General features: G+C 35.9%; 12 protein-coding genes. 5 read left to right on the forward strand and 7 right to left on the reverse strand.

The annotated features are described in order from the left end of the window. Positions 1–365 precede the first annotated feature (365 nt). Entirely contained in the window at positions 366–2,726 is a 2,361-nt protein-coding gene (locus U6A24_RS10340; protein ID WP_324179892.1) for a trypsin-like peptidase domain-containing protein, read from the forward strand. Positions 2,727–2,898: 172 nt separating this feature from the next. After that, positions 2,899–3,237, forward strand: coding sequence for a DUF4870 domain-containing protein (locus U6A24_RS10345; RefSeq protein WP_324179893.1), 339 nt, complete (start codon positions 2,899–2,901; stop codon positions 3,235–3,237). 59 nt (positions 3,238–3,296) lie between these two features. On the opposite strand, the gene U6A24_RS10350 is transcribed toward U6A24_RS10345, so the two are convergent. Both U6A24_RS10350 and U6A24_RS10355 read right to left on the reverse strand, forming a co-directional pair. Continuing rightward, complete coding sequence (locus U6A24_RS10350) at positions 3,297–4,547, reverse strand: ammonium transporter (protein WP_324179894.1); 1,251 nt, start codon at positions 4,545–4,547, stop codon at positions 3,297–3,299. A gap of 65 nt (positions 4,548–4,612) precedes the next feature. After that, the gene (locus U6A24_RS10355) at positions 4,613–4,951 is read right to left on the reverse strand and encodes a P-II family nitrogen regulator (RefSeq protein ID WP_324179895.1); all 339 of its coding nucleotides are present in this window, start codon (positions 4,949–4,951) and stop codon (positions 4,613–4,615) included. A 448-nt stretch (positions 4,952–5,399) separates the two neighbouring features. Here U6A24_RS10355 and gltB point away from each other — a divergent pair, with 448 nt between their 5' ends. From gltB to U6A24_RS10370, 3 genes are all read left to right on the forward strand, one after another. Further along, the gene (gene gltB / locus U6A24_RS10360; RefSeq protein WP_324179896.1) at positions 5,400–9,899 is read left to right on the forward strand and encodes a glutamate synthase large subunit; all 4,500 of its coding nucleotides are present in this window, start codon (positions 5,400–5,402) and stop codon (positions 9,897–9,899) included. A 13-nt stretch (positions 9,900–9,912) separates the two neighbouring features. Next, positions 9,913–11,376 carry a glutamate synthase subunit beta gene (locus U6A24_RS10365; RefSeq protein WP_324179897.1) on the forward strand — a complete coding sequence of 488 codons (1,464 nt, stop codon included), beginning with the start codon at positions 9,913–9,915 and terminating at the stop codon, positions 11,374–11,376. A 302-nt stretch (positions 11,377–11,678) separates the two neighbouring features. Continuing rightward, complete coding sequence (locus U6A24_RS10370) at positions 11,679–12,512, forward strand: M57 family metalloprotease (protein ID WP_324179898.1); 834 nt, start codon at positions 11,679–11,681, stop codon at positions 12,510–12,512. A 106-nt stretch (positions 12,513–12,618) separates the two neighbouring features. Here the strand turns inward: U6A24_RS10370 and U6A24_RS10375 are convergent, their stop codons facing one another. From U6A24_RS10375 to U6A24_RS10395, 5 genes are all read right to left on the reverse strand, one after another. After that, positions 12,619–14,205, reverse strand: coding sequence for a serine hydrolase domain-containing protein (locus U6A24_RS10375; RefSeq protein ID WP_324179899.1), 1,587 nt, complete (start codon positions 14,203–14,205; stop codon positions 12,619–12,621). 68 nt (positions 14,206–14,273) lie between these two features. After that, positions 14,274–17,006 carry a M56 family metallopeptidase gene (locus U6A24_RS10380; RefSeq protein ID WP_324179900.1) on the reverse strand — a complete coding sequence of 911 codons (2,733 nt, stop codon included), beginning with the start codon at positions 17,004–17,006 and terminating at the stop codon, positions 14,274–14,276. Continuing rightward, positions 17,006–17,365, reverse strand: coding sequence for a BlaI/MecI/CopY family transcriptional regulator (locus U6A24_RS10385; protein WP_324179901.1), 360 nt, complete (start codon positions 17,363–17,365; stop codon positions 17,006–17,008). The genes U6A24_RS10380 and U6A24_RS10385 overlap by 1 nt, the downstream gene beginning before the upstream one ends. 162 nt (positions 17,366–17,527) lie before the next feature. After that, positions 17,528–18,241: an OmpW/AlkL family protein gene (locus U6A24_RS10390; protein WP_324179902.1), complete on the reverse strand. Its 714-nt coding sequence runs from the start codon at positions 18,239–18,241 to the stop codon at positions 17,528–17,530. 76 nt (positions 18,242–18,317) lie between these two features. Continuing rightward, a complete protein-coding gene (locus tag U6A24_RS10395; protein WP_324179903.1) occupies positions 18,318–19,262 on the reverse strand; it encodes a threonine ammonia-lyase in 945 nt (314 codons plus the stop codon). Between the last annotated feature and the right edge of the window lie 20 nt (positions 19,263–19,282).

Consider the following 19,282-nt stretch of genomic DNA (forward strand, 5'->3'; position numbering starts at 1 on the left):
AAGTGGCAAAAATAGAGATTAATATACTCACTTTAAATACGCACCATCAAACTTTTTTTGAGCAGTTGTTTTTCTTTTGTTATCTTGTGATCGCAAGAAGTTGAAAATTACTTTATATACAATTACCTTTTACCCCGCAAAGGAAAACAAAAAGAATAAGAGATTTATTGGATTAAGTTGACCACTTAATTTTTGGTTGATTGGGACACAAATTGTTACGACTTTGGCTGTAACAACTAGCATGTAGTTTAAATTTAATGTCTAACCAATAATAACTAATTCTTATTCGTATGAATTTACACAACACAAACTCAACAAATTTTAACGGGAAATACTTGATACGAAGGTTGTCCATACTCATTTGTATGGCATTTTTGTTGTTTCCTTTGCTAAATCAAGCACAAACAAAAGAACTAAAACGCCATTATACCAAGTATAATAAGAGTATCATGTCACCAAGTAACCAGGCAAAAAGCAGCCAGCAAGTGGTTACTGAAACCGTTTCGGAAAAAGGAGCTACCTGGTTGAGACTATTCTTTGAAAATGTTAATCTAGGTAAAAACAGTACATTAACCATTACTTCTGATCTAGATGGAGCAACTCAAACTCTAACTTCAGAAACCATTAAAAAATGGAGTAATTCCAGTGCTTATTTTAATGGTGATAAAGTAACTGTAAAATTAACGGTAGCTTCAGGTGAAAGTGCCATTGGAGTGCATATTAGAGAATTAGGTGTAGGGGAGTTGGATCCTACGATAAAATCTCAGTGCGGATCAAATGATGACAGGGTAGACTCTACAGATGATGCCATTGGTAGAATTGTGCCTATCGGATGTACAGGATGGATCATTACCAATGGTAAATTGGTTACAGCAGGTCACTGCGGAGGAAGTAGAGCACAAATCGTAGAGTTTAATGTGCCAAAATCAAATCCTGATCGAACTATTAATCATCCTGGACCAGAAGATCAGTATCCCATTGGTAGTTTTGTAACTCAATATGTTAGTGGTAGGCCCGAGACAGACTGGGCAGTTTTTGAAGCTGGTGCAAATACGCAAACAGGATTAACACCTATACAGGCGCAGGGAAAATCATTTAATGTAGTGCAAAGTTCGCCGGGGAGCAATATTACCATTACTGGATTTGGTACCGACACAGGAATAGATAATCAAACACAACAAACACATACTGGGCCTTTATCATCGGTGGATAATACTTTTGTGCGTTATCGTACAGATACTACTGGAGGGAATTCTGGTAGTCCAATCATAGATACGGCTACAGGAAATGCTGTAGGAGTTCATGCTTATGGTGGTTGTTCGGGATCTGGAGGTTCTAATTTTGGTGAAAGAGCAACGATTCCAGCATTTTGGGATGCTATGGGATTAGGCGGAGGACCTGGCCCAGGGCCAGAAGAGTGTACAGGAGATGTTGCTTCTTTTCCTTATAGCGAAAGCTTTGAAGGATCTTTGGGTGCCTGGAAACAATCCTCTGAGGATGATATAAATTGGACAGTTAATTCAGGAGGAACGCCATCAAACGGAACTGGACCAGGTAGTGCCGCAGATGGTAGTTCATATGTTTATGTAGAGGCTTCAGGTAATGGAACAGGGTACCCTAATAAAAGAGCGATCCTAAATTCGCCTTGTTTAGATTTTAGTGGATTAACCGAACCCAGCCTGTCTTTTCAATACCATATGCTCGGTAGTGCTATCAATAGCCTTAATGTTGAAGCCAGAACAAACAATTCTGGTAACTGGACAAGCGTTTTTAGCAGATCTGGAGAACAAGGTAGTAACTGGAATGCTGCAGATGTAGATTTGTCTGCATATGCTGGAGAATCTAGCGTGCAGTTGCGATTCAATGTAGTGACTGGTTCTGGCGGAAGCGGTTGGCAAAGTGATATAGCCATAGATGATGTAAGTATTCAGAATGGATCTACCGGTCCTGGCCCTACATGTGATGCTATCAACTTTAATGACTTCAGTATTATTGGGTTCTCTAACCAGGATGCAGCAGGAAACTACTCTGTAGAAAGTGGAGGAGAAGCTTTATCATTGACTAATAACACATGGAAATACATTGCACTTAATTATACTGTAACTGCGAATACTGTTATCGAGTTTACTTTTAGTAGTTCGGGTCAGGGTGAAATTCACGGTGTTGGTTTTGAAGATGATGATTCGTTAACTTCATCGAGATACTTCAAGGTACATGGTACTCAAAATTACGGAGTTACAAACTATGATAATTATGCAGGAGGTTCAACAACCTATACAATTCCTGTTGGTAATTTCTATACAGGATCTATGGATAGATTAGTATTTATCAACGATAATGACGGCGGTTCTGGTAATAACTCTACATTTTCTAATGTTAAGATTTATGAGGGATCCTGCGGACAGTCTGCTCTTGCAGAAAGTATAGTAGAACGTGAAGCAGTTACTCCTGTATTAGGTACAGATGATGAGTTTAGTGCATTCAGTTCTAGAATCGCTCCGAACCCTGCAAGAGACTCTTTTTCTATATATATTAGTAATGCTTTAAAAGGAGATGTAAATGCTGTTGTTTACACTATTTTGGGACGAAGAAAAGCTCAAATTAAGCTTACATCGGGTGATAATAGAGTGTCAACACGCAATTTTGCTTTAGGAACAGGAATCTATCTTGTGAAAATTGAGCATCAAGGAAATGTTTTGAGCACTCAAAAGTTAATTATAAACTAAAACAACATTGTAAAGACATTAAATTTATAATAGAACATCCCGAGTTTTTCGGGATGTTTTTTTTGCGTGAAACTTTAATTTATACTGTAACAAAATGCAATTATTTTCGTCATATAAGTATAGTTGCTAAAAATATTAGCAATTTCATCAATCAACCAAAAAAGAACATATCATGAGAGAAGACAAATCGGTATTAGTCGTTACACATTTATCACAATTATTGGATCTTATCACAGGTTTTGGAGGATTTATAGTGCCTCTAATTCTTTGGTTAACACAAAGAGAAAGGGTTATGGCTATGGATGAGCACGGAAAATCTATAATGAATTTTCAGATAAGTATGTTTATCTATGCTATAATTTGTATCCCTTTAACCTTATTGTTTGGCTTGGGAGCTTTGGGGTTAATAGGAATCGCCATATTGATGTTTATATTTCCTATACTTAATGCAATTAAAGCCAGTAACGGCGAAGCACCTTCATATCCGCTGTCATTACATATAATCAAATAATAAAAAAGCGGGAGATTTAAACAAATCTCCCGCTTTTATAGTTAAACACTATTTAAGTTCTAGTGTTGGTTAAGTCTAAAATCCGGATAAGCATCCATTCCATGTTCATGACCATCCAGTCCATCAATCTCTTCTTTTTCTGAAACTCTGATTCCAACAGTTTTCTTAAGAGTAAAGATGATTATAAATGCTGTTAGTAAGCAGAATCCTCCAACGATTAATACGCTTATTCCTTGAACCAAAAATTGATCAAGACCTGCCTTAGAACCAAAGATTCCTACGGCTAGCGTTCCCCAGATACCGCAAATTAAATGAACCGCAATAGCACCTACAGGATCATCAAGTTTTAATTTATCTATAAGGGCAACTCCAAGAACGATAATGATACCGGCAAGAAGACCAATAATTACGGCTTCGTTTGGAGACATTAAATCTGCCCCGGCAGTAATACCTACCAATCCTCCTAAGATTCCGTTTAAAAACATAGTAAGATCATAATTTTTATATAGAATTGTAGAAAGGACAAAAGCTCCTACACCACCAGCAGCGGCTGCAAGACAAGTAGTTACCAATACAAGTGAAGTACCTGCAGGGTCTGCAGAAAGTACAGATCCACCGTTAAATCCAAACCATCCTAACCAAAGAATTAATACTCCCGCTGCTGCAAGTGGGATGTTATGACCAGGAATCGCTTGTGGTTTTCCTTCAGAACTGAATTTTCCAATTCTGGATCCTAATAAAGCAACGGCTACTAATGCTGCCCATCCACCAACAGAGTGTACCAGGGTAGAACCTGCAAAATCATAAAATCCTTCGGCTTCACCAATGCTTAAAGTAGATAAGAATCCACCTCCCCATTGCCATGATCCTACGATAGGATAAACCAGACCTACATATACAAGAGTAAAGATCATAAAAGCTCCAAGTTTAATACGCTCGGCAACAGCACCAGATACAATAGTAGCGGCTGTAGCAGCAAACATTCCCTGGAACAAGAAGTCTGTCCACCAGGTATATCCTCCATCTGCGTATTCTGGAGTCATCCCATTTTCAGGAGCCGCAATACCGAATCCTGCAAATTTTAAGAATCCAAAATCCCCATCTTCAAATCCTGGGTACATAAGGTTAAATCCACCAATGTAGTACATTAATAAGCCTACACAGATAATAAATACGTTTTTAAATAATATGTTAATTGTGTTTTTTTGTCGAGTTAATCCAATCTCTAAAAAAGAAAACCCTAAGTGCATGAAAAATACAAGTGCTGTACACACCATCATCCATACATTGTTCGTAGTTAAAAGTTCCATTGTTTAATGACTATTAAAATTATTTTTTGTTTTCAGTTGGTAATTGTTGTGTGATTAATGAAACATTAATTCAATGTTTCACCTCCTTTTTCGGCAGTACGAATTCTATATGCCTCTTTAATATCAGAAACAAATATTTTTCCATCTCCTACTTCTCCTGTTTTTGCAGCTTCTAATATGGTAGATATAGTAACCTCTTCAAATTCATCGTTTACAACGATAGATAAATAGCGTCTTTGAATATCTGTAGTACTATAAGAAATTCCTCTATATACACTTCCCTTTTTTTCGTGTCCGACACCGGTTACATCCCAATAAGAGAAAAACATTACTCCCTTGTCATGTAAAGCTTCCTTTACAGCTCGGTATTTTGATCTCCTAATAATTGCTTCTATTTTCTTCATAAAGAATAAAAGTTAAAATTAATGTTAAATTCAGCTCAAAAATATGTGAATTTGTTTTTTGTATCCAAATTTTGTGGGGTAAACACGTAATTTTTATCATTTTTTGATATTTACCCCCTAAAAAATTGGGGGTATATATTTTTTTGATAAAAAAATGACAATTTCGCACTCTCAAAATTCAAGTTTTTTACGAAAACGTTTTCATTAGAATTTATGGATTATTAATAGGATCCGATTTTACGTGAAACGGCATTTTTATTGAGTTTTTTTGAGAAAATCGCATTATCAAATTCGTAATTAGAAGACCTTATTTTGTGATTATTTTATCCATTCCGGTCTTTTTTTATCGAGCTCAGAAAAGTGATGTTGAATACTTTCATTTTCTTTTTGGTTCCTTAATGATTTGTTAATTTCATGAACTTGAAATTCTATTTAGATCGGAAACATTATGAAGAAACAAGGAATGTATCTACCAGAATTCGAGCACGACGCCTGTGGTGCCGGATTTATATGTAGCTTAGAAGGAAAAAAGTCAAATGACATCATTCATAAGGCACTAGAAATTCTAGAGAAGTTAGAACATCGGGGAGCGGTAAGTGCCGATGGCAAAACAGGAGATGGTGCCGGAATATTAATAGATATTCCCCATGATTTTTTTGTAGAGCATTGCGATTTTAAGCTTCCAGAACCGGGAGAGTATGCAGTAAGTAATGTTTTCTTACCCAAAAAGGATAATCAAAGACAATATTGTATAGATACATTCGAGAAGAATATTCAGGATCAAGGGCTGGTTTTATTGGGCTGGAGAGATGTTCCTGTTGATCATATACATATAGGAGAGATCGCGGCAACAACAGAACCATTTATTAAACAAATATTTATAGGTAAAGGGGATAAGGAACAAAGCTATTTTGATTTCAACTTAAAATTGTTCACGGCTAGAAAAGTAACAGAGCATACCATATATAATTCTAAACTTTCTGAAAGTAAGTTTTTCTACTTACCCAGTCTTTCTACCAAAACATTAATTTTCAAAGGGCTTTTAATGCCAGAGGATATTAAGTTATACTATAAGGATTTATTGGATCCCATGGTTGTTACAAGATTGGCTTTGGTACACCAACGATTCTCTACCAATACATTTCCAACATGGGATTTGGCACAACCTTTCCGATATATGTGTCATAATGGAGAGATAAATACCTTAAGAGGGAATGTAACCAGAATGCGCTCTAGAGAGGAACTGCTGGAAAGCAATTGGTTTGGAGAAGATATCAAGAAGATATTGCCGGTAGTATTAAAAGGTAAATCCGACTCGGCTTCTATGGATATGGTGGTTGAATTGCTATTAATGACAGGAAGATCACTACCCGAAGTAATGATGATGATGGTACCAGAAGCCTGGGAGAAAAATCCAGAGATGTCTGAAGCCAAAAAAGCCTTCTACGAGTATAATTCTTGTGCAATGGAGCCCTGGGACGGTCCTGCATCAATTCCTTTTACCGATGGTAACTATATAGGAGCAGTCTTAGATAGAAATGGACTTCGTCCATCCAGATACACGGTGACAAAAGACGGTTATGTAATTATGTCTTCAGAAACTGGGGTCGTAGATATAGCTCCCGAAAATATTGAATATCACGGTAGATTAGAACCGGGAAAAATGTTTTTGGTGAATATGGATGAAGGAAGAATAGTAAATGACGAGGAGATTAAGGAAGAAATTGCATCCAAGCATCCATATAGAGCATGGTTAGATAATAACTTGGTACACCTTAAAGATATTCCTTATAACGATTGCCCTTTATTTTTGGGTGAAGAAACGATGACCAAACGTAAAGAAGTATTTGGGTACACCCAGGAGGATATCGATACGATTATTGCTCCAATGGGGCAACTAGGTAAAGAGCCTATCGGATCAATGGGATCAGATACTCCAATTGCCGTGTTATCAGAACGGCCGCAATTAATTTATAATTACTTCAAGCAATTGTTTGCCCAGGTAACCAACCCACCATTAGATGGTATTCGAGAAGAATTGATTTGTGATATTAGTTTAACATTGGGAGCAGATCATAATATTTTTGATGTTGAAGAGAAACATTGCAATAAATTAAAAATTCAGAATCCTGTAATTTCCAAGGAAGATCTGGATAAAATCAAAACGTATTCAGATAAAGGATTTAAGGCTACATCGGTCTCTATGTTATATAATGTTAACAGAGGGCTTAATGGATTAGAAGACGCCTTAGAAAAACTGCTAAAAAATGCTTCTGCAGCAATTGATGATGGAACTAATATTATCATACTATCGGATAGAAATGTTAGTAAACATAGAGCTCCAATTCCGGCACTATTAGCATGTTCATATGTGAATAGTGGCTTACAAAAATTAGGCAAGCGCTCTAAAGTAAGTATCATTATCGAATCTGCCGAACCAAGAGAGGTACATCATTTTGCCTTATTGTTTGGATACGGAGCAAGTGCCATAAATCCATATATGGTTAATGAGATTATAGGCGAACAAATTGAAGATAATAATATTACCGATCTTACTTTTGAAGATGCTATCTATAACTATAATAAAGCTGTTGGTAAGGGGGTACTTAAAGTAATGAATAAAATAGGAATCTCTACTTTGAATTCTTATAGAAGTTCGCAACTCTTTGAGTGTATTGGTATTAATACCAAAGTTGTTGATCAGTATTTTCCAAATACTGCAACTCGTATAGAAGGAATTGGGCTATATGAAATTGAGAAAGAAATTTCGAAAAGACATAGAAGAGCTTATGTAGAAAGAGAAGTTGATGCCAATTTAGATTTAGAGATTGGTGGACAATATAGATGGAGACGTAATGGAGAGAAACATCAGTTTAACCCATTGTCTGTGGCCAAATTACAGAAATCTGTTCGTGACAATGATCCAAAAACGTATAAGGAATATGCCGAATTAATTAATGAGCAATCCAAAGCTTTGATGACCATTCGCGGATTATTAGAATTTTCTAATTATGATCCAATTTCGATTGATGAGGTAGAACCTTGGACCGAGATTGTAAAGCGCTTCAAAACAGGAGCAATGTCTTATGGATCGATTAGCCAGGAAGCACATGAGAATCTTGCTATTGCCATGAATCGTATTGGAGGTAAAAGTAATTCTGGTGAAGGTGGAGAGAATCCATTACGATTTTATAAAGACGTAAATGGAGATTGGAAAAATAGTGCAATCAAACAGGTGGCTTCAGGACGATTTGGAGTGTCTTCGAATTATCTTACGAGCGCTGCAGAGATTCAGATTAAAATGGCACAAGGAGCCAAGCCAGGAGAAGGAGGACAGTTGCCTGGACCAAAAGTAAATCCAGAAATTGCTAAAACTAGAAATTCGACTCCTTACGTGGGATTAATATCTCCGCCACCACATCACGATATTTACTCGATTGAAGATTTATCACAGTTGATCTATGATTTAAAATCGGCTAACAGAAGTGCAAGAATCAATGTAAAACTAGTTTCTGAAGTTGGTGTTGGTACAGTAGCAGCAGGAGTTGCCAAAGCAAAAGCCGATGTAATTCTGATTTCTGGATTTGATGGAGGAACAGGAGCATCACCATTAACCTCACTGAAACATGCAGGATTACCGTGGGAACTTGGTATTGCCGAAGCCCAGCAAACTTTGGTTGGAAACAACTTGAGAAGTCGCGTAGTAGTAGAGTGTGATGGACAGTTAAAAACCGGACGTGATGTTGCTATTGCGTGCTTATTGGGTGCTGAAGAGTTTGGGTTTGCCACTGCACCATTGGTAGCTTCAGGATGTATAATGATGCGAGTTTGTCATTTAAATACTTGTCCGGTAGGAATCGCAACGCAAAACCCTGAATTACGTAAAAAATTCAAAGGAAAGCCAGAGCATGTAGTAAATTATATGTATTTCGTAGCTCAAGAACTACGTGAGATTATGGCAAAGCTTGGTTTCCGTACCGTTGATGAAATGGTTGGGCAAGTAAATAAACTAGATCACAAAAAAGCGATAGAGCACTATAAAGCAGCTGGAGTTGATCTTACGCCAATTCTGCATCAAGTAGATGCTCCAGAAGGAGTAGATATCTATAATACCGAAACGCAAGATCATGGTCTGGGTAAATCTATAGATTTTGACATTATAGAACAGGCGCACCCAGCATTGTTCCGTAAAGAGAAAACTACTTTGGACTTTGATATTACCAATACAGATAGAGCTGTTGGAGCAATACTTAGTAATGAAATCTCTAAAATATATGGCGCTCAGGGATTGCCGGATAATACACTGAAATTGAACTTTACAGGTGCAGCAGGACAAAGTTTTGGTGCCTTTGCTACCAAAGGACTTACTATGGTAGTTAATGGAAATACCAATGATTATTTAGGAAAAGGCCTGTCTGGAGCAAAATTAATTATTAAAGTTCCAGACGAAGCCACAATAGTTCCTGAAGAAAATATCATTACCGGTAATGTTACATTATATGGGGCAACTGCAGGTGATGTATACATTAATGGTAAAGCCGGAGAACGATTCTGTGTACGTAATTCTGGAGCCAAGGCAGTAGTAGAAGGAATCGGAGATCACGGTTGTGAATACATGACTGGTGGTGTTGCCGTAATTCTTGGAGAAGTGGGTAGAAACTTTGGAGCAGGAATGTCTGGTGGTATTGCATACATCTACGATGATAAAAAAACTTTTGAAGCACACTGTAACAAAGAAGCATTAAACCTTGATCCGGTAGTAGAGCAGAAGGATATAGATGAGTTAAAAGGATTAATTGAAAATCATTACAACGCTACTTTAAGTCCGTTGGCGCAAAGAATTCTTGAACATTGGGAAAATGAACTTCCAAAATTCATCAAAATATTCCCAGAGGAGTATAAGCAAGCCTTAAAACGATTAGAAGAAGAAAAACTAGCACAAGCATAAAACGAGATTAAACATGGGAAAGATCACTGGATTTTTAGAATTTGAAAGAGAAACAGAACAGTACCAACCTGTTAAAGATCGTATAAAAGACTATAAGGAGTTTACTGTGGCGATGCCCGAGAAAAAACTCAAAGACCAGGGAGCACGATGTATGGATTGCGGGATTCCGTTTTGCCATAGTGGTTGCCCACTAGGGAATCTTATTCCTGATTTTAACGATGCGGTATATCGTGGTAAATGGGAAAAGGCAGCAAGTATTTTGCATGCTACCAATAATTTTCCTGAATTTACAGGTAGATTGTGTCCTGCACCTTGTGAAGAAGCTTGTGTTCTTGGAATCAATGAAGACCCTGTAACGATCGAAAACATTGAAAAAAACATTGTCGAAGAAGCTTTTAAAAATGGATGGGTGAAAGCAAATCCACCAAGAGAGAGAACCGGTAAAACAGTTGCTGTAATCGGTTCTGGTCCAGCTGGCCTTGCCACTGCACAGCAATTGAATCGTGCAGGACATTTGGTAACGGTATTTGAAAGAGATGAAAAAGTTGGTGGATTACTACGTTATGGTATTCCCGATTTTAAAATGGAAAAACATGTAATTGATCGTCGTGTGGCTGTTTTGGAAGAAGAAGGAATAGTTTTTAAAACCAATGTCCATATAGGTAAGGACCTTAAAGCAGATCAAATCAAAGAAGATTATGATGCGGTAGTACTATGTACCGGGGCTACGGTGAGACGTAAACTACCCATCAAAGGAGCTGATCTAAAAGGAGTAGTGCAAGCGATGGATTTCCTACCACAAAATAATAGAAGAGTAGACGGAATCAAAGACCTGGGAGAAGAAATTTTGGCTACAAACAAAGATGTGGTTGTTATTGGAGGAGGAGATACTGGATCGGACTGTATTGGAACATCAGTTAGACATGGAGCAACATCTGTAACCAATTTTGAAATTATGGGTAAGGCGACCACAGAACGCCCTGCACATCAGCCTTGGCCATTCTGGCCAATGCGTTTGCGAACAAGTACATCGCATCAAGAAGGAGTAGATCGCCATTGGAGTATTTCTACCAAAGAATTTTTGGGAGATGAAAATGGGAATTTGAAAGGGTTAGTTACAACTCAAGTAGAATGGATTAAAGAAAACGGTCGTTTTACTTTAAAGGAAGTTCCTGGTACCGAAAAAGAATGGAAATGTGAGTTGGCATTATTGGCTCTTGGATTTACAGGATCAGAACCTACCATTGCCGAACAATTAGGAATTGACATGGATGCAAGAACAAACATTAAAGCTGCCGAAGATAACTATGCGACCAATGTAAAAGGTGTTTTTGCAGCGGGAGATACGCGTAGAGGTCAATCGCTAATTGTTTGGGCAATTGCCGAAGGAAGACAAGCAGCACATCACGTAGATACCTATTTGATGGGGAGTTCAAATCTTCCTCTAAAGGGAGAAGGAGATTTACCAAGGATTTAATCGTGCGCGATATATTTTAATTATTAGTGTTAAGAAAAAGGCAGTCAATATGGGAGTTGACTGCCTTTCTTTTTTCGATGATTAAATCTAAAAAATGAGTAATTAGTTTGTAATTATTCATTTCTGATTTATATAAGTTGAAGTGTCTAATATTTACGTATTTAACTTTTAAACATGTCTATTTATTATTCTTTTCCTGCAGCTCATTAGTTTTAGCTTATTTCGTATTAATTCTAGTTAGGATAGTATTATATAAATGCTAGTTGATTGGTTAACTTGTTGATAACTAAAATTTTAATGTTATGATACTACACAAATTCAAACTTAATTTATTTTTGATAACGATTTTATTATTTGCTAGTTGTCAAAATGAGAGCTTGCAGGATGATTTAGATTCTGTAGAGCAGACCTTAACCAAAGATGCAAGAGCTACTATGGATTTTTTAATAGATCAAGGGTATTCTTCAAATGACCTCATTCCAAATTTTCAGAATAAAACGTTTATCTATGCCGGTGATATGGAGTTTTCTTTTGATCTCATTAAAAACTTGAAAAAAAATCGAATTATAGAAGAAAGTAGTGTTGAAAAAAATCAATGGTATTTTGTAGGGAATGGAGTTTATTATGAGAACTCGAGGAATATTACTTACTACATTGAAAGAAATTTTCCGAGAAGTTTAGAATATGAATTTTCATGGGCGGCTTATCATTGGAGTCGAATAAGTCCTAATATAAATATAAGAAGAACCTATACAAGATCGCAGGCAGATATACTTGTTGGAACTTGGTATAGCACTAGTGATGGTGCTTGGGCCAGAGCTGCACTACCTAGTGGTAATGGGAATGTAGGTTCTTGGTTAAATATTAATACCGCTAAAGATCATGAAGGGGCTTCTTCAGAATCTACAATGGCTTTACTAATACATGAACTGGGACATAATTTGGGGTATTTACATTCAGATCAAACAGAAGGAGGACTTATCCCAGGAACAAGAGGCCCGGCATATCATGCTGCAAATAACTGTGGATCTGTGATGAAAAGCAGTGTTTATGTTTGCAATTGGAGAATAAGTTCGACACCAGGCTGGTCTAGTGATGATCGAATAGCTATCGACTGGGCTTATGATTTATACTAGCTTGATGATTGTATTAGGTTAAATTAAAAGGCAGTCAATATGGGAGTTGACTGCCTTTTCTTTTTTTTTGATGATTAAATCTAAAAAGTAAGTAAATAGGTTATAATTATTCAATAGATTCAAACTTTAAATCAAGTCGTTGAACCTTTGGATTTTTCTCTGGAGTTAAAGTAAAAAACACACTTATTATTCCTTTTTCAGTTTGAATATCAAAACTCCCTCTTAATTGATTTCTAGGCCTAATCTCATGTATTTTTATTATGACCCCTGCTTTTTTAAATATATCCTTAGTTTTAGATTCGCGATTTTCTTTAGATGCATCTAAAAAAAAGTTTTCAGCCAAAATATCTGTCGCTAGTGTTTGGTCCCAATGCTGAATTAGTTCTACAATTTGTTTTTGTCTTTTCTTGAGGATATCAGAAACGGGAAGTATGCGAGGTTGAATCTTTGCAGTTTCAAATAATAATTTTTCTATTTCTTTTGTAGGTAAAGGGCTGGTATAGGTAAGATTTCCAAAAGCCATAATACCCACTCCATAATCTGGATAAAAAACATAATTACTTGCATACCCCGGTAAAGCACCAGAATGTTTAACTTTTGTAATCCTGTGGCAATCTTTAGAGATACCCAATCCGTAGCCATATCCTATAGTATAGGCGCAAGGATCATTGTTATAATCTTTTGCTTTTGCCACTAAAAAAGGGTATTGAGGATTATGCATTTCTCGAAGTGTGCTACGTTTAATCGGGCCATTGTCTTCATCACTACGAGCAGGCCATGCCGAAAGATGAAAACTTACATACTTACTAAAATCATCTATCGAGGTTATTAACCCTCCCATAGCTGCATAAGAACCATCATGTAATATAGGTTCTTTTTTCAATTGTTTATCTTCTTCATCCCATCGATACCCAAGTACGAATTGATTTTCGGGTATGTTGGTGTATTCCCAATACGTGTTTTTCATACCCAACGGTAATAAAATATGCTCTTGAATATAATCTTGGTATGAAATTCCTGTAATCCTAGAGATGATTTTTCCTAAGAGCGCGTATCCTGTGTTGCTATATTCGTATCTGAACGAAGATACATTAGAAAAAGAAAGCCCATCTTTTATTAAATCAATAAGCATTTTATCTGTTTCTTCAAGTTGTCGATCTCCCCAAGGATTATCTTCTGGAAATCCGGCGGTCATGGTTAATAGGTTTTCTATAGTAACTTTGGGGCTATCGCTTGTTAAATATTCCAGATTAGCCATTTCAGGAATATAATTAGCAACCGGATCATCAAGTCTAAGTTTGCCTTCATCTCTTAACTTTAAAATCGCCATTGCAGTAAAACTTTTAGTCATAGAAGCAATACGAAAAGAAGATTTTATAGTAGCCGGAAGTTGGTTGTCGATATTAATAAGCCCTTTGGCCTTGGCCAAAATTAAATTGTCATCTACTACAATACCATATGCAAACCCAGGTATTTTCTTTGAATCTGCATGGTTTTCTATCGATTTTTGAATTTCTAGAGTTACCTTTTCTATTAATTGAACCCTTTGATCATTTTCAAATTGGAAAGGCTTATAATTCTTTGAAAAAGAGTTAATTGTAGTGTTAGTTCCTCGGAAATCGGAAGTTGGATTTTGAGAATTACAGGAAATTAGTAATACTACAAGTAATAAGGGTATGATGTATTTCTTCATAATTCTTTAGTTAAAAAGGCTACATGTATATGCAGCCTTTTCGTTTTTTGATTGACTAATTTTACAAACTAAAAATGTATTTTAATTCTTATTGCTTGATTTAAAGAAATATCTTTATCCTTCTCCTTTAACGACTTTACAAATTCTGGAGTTACATTATGAATTTTTAAACTTTGTGCCTGGTCAGCAGTAATGCTATTGTAACCAAGATCTTCAAATTGTTTTACAAATTCAGGAGTAACATTATGGATTTTAAAAGAGACAATTTCATCCAGCGGAAGATTTCCAAAGCGAGATTTTTTAAATTCTTGAATGTACTCTGGGGTGACATTGTGGATTTTTAATGACAGTAAATCATCAATTGAAATATTGTTGTATCCTAATTTTGTATAAGCCTGTGCCGTATCTGGGGTAACATTGTGAATTTTTAGGCTTGTCGCATCGTCCAAAGAGATATTTTTATATCCTGCTTTTTTAAAGGAATCAATGAACTCGGGGGTTACGTTATGAATCTTCAGAGCAATCACGTCGTCTAAAGGAATGTTATTGTATCCTGCAGCATTATATTGTTTAATAAATTCTGGAGTCACATTATGAATCTTCAAAGAAATAATATCATCAACCGGAACATTTGTATATCCCAGATCGGCAAAAGCTTGAATAAAATCATTAGGATTTTGTTGCTCATCATTGTTTCCTCTTCCTGGATTACTGGTAGCGCTAGACGAATAACCTTTGGTGATTTGTACTTGTCCTGGGGTAACATTGTGAATTTTTAATTTAATAGCTTCTTTCAAAGAAAGATTTTTTTGTCCTGCCTTTTTAAAGGACTGAATGAGTTTTGGTGTCACGTTGTGAATTTTTAATTTTTTAGCCTCATCCAGAGAGATGTTAGGATACCCAATCTTTTTAAAACTGGTAATAAACTCTGGAGATACACTATGAATTTTTAATTCTTTTGCTTGTCTTAATGTGATGTTTTTATATCCAATCTTTTTATAAGAATCGATATATGCAGGAGTCACATTATGAATTTTTAAGTTTTTTGCTTCTTTTACCGAGATGTCTGCGTATCCTTCTTTTTTAAAGGTTCCAATAAACTCTGGAGTTACATTATGAATTTTAAGTTTTACATAATCATTCAAAGACATATTTCCGTATCCATTTTTCTTGTAAGAATCAATAAATTCTGGAGAGAGATTATGAATTTTTGCCTTGGTAATTTCTTTTAAAGTGGCTCTAGAACCATTTACTTTATTAATGAAAGAAATGTAATTGGGATCTGCATCAAACAAATTAAGCTTGGCGACTTCTTCTATAGTATAGTTTTGATATCCTAATCTGGCAAGTTCTTTACGGTACATCTTTAACTTGTCCAGGGATAGAGATTTATGAATAATATCTTCAAAATCATCCTGATTAATAGAAAGTTTTTCTTTCTTTAGGTAATCCAAATAGTTCTTGTCAAAGTCGGTCAAAAAGCAATGGGCCAAGTCGTTTTTTTGAGCATTTAAACCATAACTTTTTAGAGCTCCAATAAAGGTAGTATTAGGGGCGAATGTATAACGACCGTCGCCAATTTTACCGTCAAATTCACCTACAAAAGTCATCGTTCCAGAGTCTCTTGTAATTTCTAGCTTTTGTTTGTTTCCTTTTGGAAAATTGGCGAAAAAGGAAGGTTCATAACATCGTGTCGTCGACCAATAATTTCTTTTCAAAGGTTCGGCACTTCTAAACATGATGCACAATTTTTCACCACCAACTTCGGCGTCCCAAACGCCTCGTGTATAATCATTTGAAGCTTCGGAGGTAGTTTTTGAATTTTGCTTCTCCAAAATCATATCCGAGGTTTCTTCGTCATGTGCAATGGTTAGTGTGCTTGGTTTTACAGGGTTGAAAGAAAATACGGTAAGTGTCAGTAATGGAATAATGATTAGGTATTTCCATCCTGATTTTGCTGTCGATTTTTTAGAATTCATCATAAGTATTCGTTTTTTGAGAAATGATTGATTGTAACTTGTTGCCAAACCTGTAGGCATATTTGGAGTAGAGACTTTTAATAGATTCATTTGATAAACTTCTTTATCTTCACCAATGGTTAGCATTCCGTCGTCGGTAAGATATTCAAGGTTGTTATCAATAGCTTTTCGATATAACCAGGCAAAAGGATTGAACCATTGTAGCATTACGAGCAATTCTACAAGTAGCATATCCATGCTATGCTTGCCTTTGATATGCATTTGTTCGTGTTTAAGAATCTGTAGATATGTTTCTGGATTATATTGACTGGGATTCATAAAAATGCGGTTCCAAAAAGAGTAGGGTGCATGTTTTTTATTCGTTTCAATGATTTTATAATCATCTACTTCTACAGTAGGATACTTTATAATGCGATATAACAAAACCCCAAGTTGTATCAGGAAATGAATGGCAAAAACCAAAATCCCGAGTATATAAATGTATACAAGAATAGTTTTCCAATCCATCGAGGTATCTGGAGATGCGGAAATTGCTGAAGTTTGATCAACGGCCGAAGACGCACTTGATATTACGACATTTTGCGCAGTATCTTCTTGATACGTTTCAGAAATAGGTAATGATGCCTCGGTAGTTTCTTTAACCGCTATTTTTTTGAAAGAAAGATTTTCGGGAACCGTTATAAAAGGTAAAGTAAAGGATATCACAATTAATGATAAAAGTACCCATCGGTTTAAATGATAAAAAGTCTCTCTAGAAAGGAATAGTCTATAAATAAGATATGATAGACCTATTAATGCCGAGCTGTGAATAATGTAATCCATTACTTTTTATTTTTTATTAATTGAATGATTTCTTCTAATTCTTGAGTATTGATTTTTTCTTCCTTTGCAAAAAACTTTACAAGAGCCAAAGGAGAGCTGTCAAAGTAATTGTTAACTACTTCACCAACAATTTCTTTCTGGTAAACCTCTTTTGTAATCAATGGGTAATATTGAAATGTATTACCATATTTCACATGACTGATAAATCCTTTTTCTTCAAGAATTTTAACTATAGTAGCTGTAGTGTTATAATGAGGTTTTGGGTCTGGTAGTTCTTCAATGATTTCTTTTATAAAAGCTTTCTCAAGCTTCCATAAGCTGTGCATTATTTGCTCTTCTCTTTTGGCTAACTTTTGCATAGGATTTGATTTTATGAAACAAACGTAATACTAATTTTTTAGTTTCACAACTAATTAATTAGTAATTCAACTAAAAAATTAGTAATTCAATAGCAAAAACCCTAATTTTATTGAGGTTGTAAAGCACTGTTAAAGTTGTTTTAAAATTCGTATTGTTTAGATTTAGAATGACATACCCAAGGTAAAAAGGAATACAAAAGGGTTTAAATCTACTTCTATTTCCCTTTCTATAATACCTATTGGAATACCGATAACACGAGTATCGGTAGTGGTAGTAGCTTTGGTAGACACGGCTACATATCCCGCTATAAAAGATGCAAAATATTGATCGTAAATTCTATAATTGAGACCTGCGAAGCCACCAATATTTGTTGATGACGAAAGGTCTATTTCTGTTTCCCCGAAAAGGGTTTCTTCTAATTGTTGACTCGATTCTGCATTATAGAAAATAGTGTGATTTAGAGCTATTCCCAAATATGGGCGAAAGTCTTTTTCTATAGGGGTAAAATAATAATTGAAAAGCACAGTAGGAGGGAGTACCTTTACATCACCCACAGATTCGACAAAAGAAGCTTCTCCGGCACCTTCTATTTTTAAGGTAAGTGGTAGCCCCAGTAAAACTTCAATCCCCATATGTTTACCAAAGAATCGCGTATAGGAACCAACAAATCCAGTGGGATTATTTACGTCTATTCGATATCCTGTTGGAGTTAATGGACCTTCTAGATCGGTAGTCGAGGTGTTATTGATAAGTTTACCTGCGCCAAGTTTAATAAGATTTTTATGTATTTTGTTATTTGAAGTTTCTTGGCCTAAAACCGTAGCGATTGCCAATACGAAACCAAGAAAGAGAGCCTTTCTAAGCGATAAATTCATGCGAATGGTGAGTTTGTTCAGTAGCTAAACTTAGTACTAATATTTTGATTTAACAATAAAAATCGAACTAAAAAATTTAAATAGTTCGAAAAGGTAAATTGTTTAAATCTACATTTCCCCCCGAAAGGATGATTCCAATTTTATGTCCTTTAAAGCTATTTTTCTCTTTTAATAAAGCAGCGAGCGGAACTGAACAGGAAGGTTCAACAATAATTTTCATTCGTTCCCAGATCAATTTCATTGAAGCGATAATCTCGTCTTCGGTTACTCGGATGATTTCTTTTACGTGTTCTTTTATTATTGGAAATGTTTGATCTCCAATCGACATTTTTAATCCATCAGCAATAGTGTTGGTAGTTTTATTTACTTCTAGCTTCCCAGATTTTATAGAGCGATAGGCATCATCTACTTCAAAAGGTTCCCCGCCTATCACTTGGCAATTGGTGCCAAAAAATGATGCAGCCAATGCAGTACCGGCTATTAATCCACCACCGCCAACAGGAGCAAAAAGATATTCTAAATCAGGATGGTCTTCTAGCAATTCTATGGCAGCAGTACCTTGTCCTAGGATAACGTCTTTCATATTGTAAGGATGCAAAAAAGTTGCTCCTTTCTGTTCTTCAATCGCTTTTGCAGTTTTTTCTCTGTCATGTTGAGTAGGTTCACACTCTATAATTTCTCCATCGTATTCTTTTACCCCATCTTTTTTTACTTTGGGTGCATTAGATGGCATCACGATATATGCTTTAATTCCCAGACTTTTTGCAGCAAGCGACAAAGCTTGAGCAAAATTGCCAGAAGAGTGGGTTACTACACCGTTACTTTTTTGCTCTTCTGATAACTGTAAAATTGCATTTGTGGCACCTCTCATCTTAAAAGCTCCCATTCGCTGAAAGTTTTCACATTTAAAGTATAATTCTGCACCAGAAATCTTATTGAGTAATCGAGAAGTAAGTACCGGAGTTCTATGAATATATGGAGCGATACGTGCGTGGCAATCTTTTAATTCTTGAGGAGTCATGTGTGTAATTTAAGAGAAAC

The sequence above is a fragment of the Aquimarina gracilis genome (assembly GCF_035285365.1).
GTDB lineage: Bacteria > Bacteroidota > Bacteroidia > Flavobacteriales > Flavobacteriaceae > Aquimarina > Aquimarina gracilis.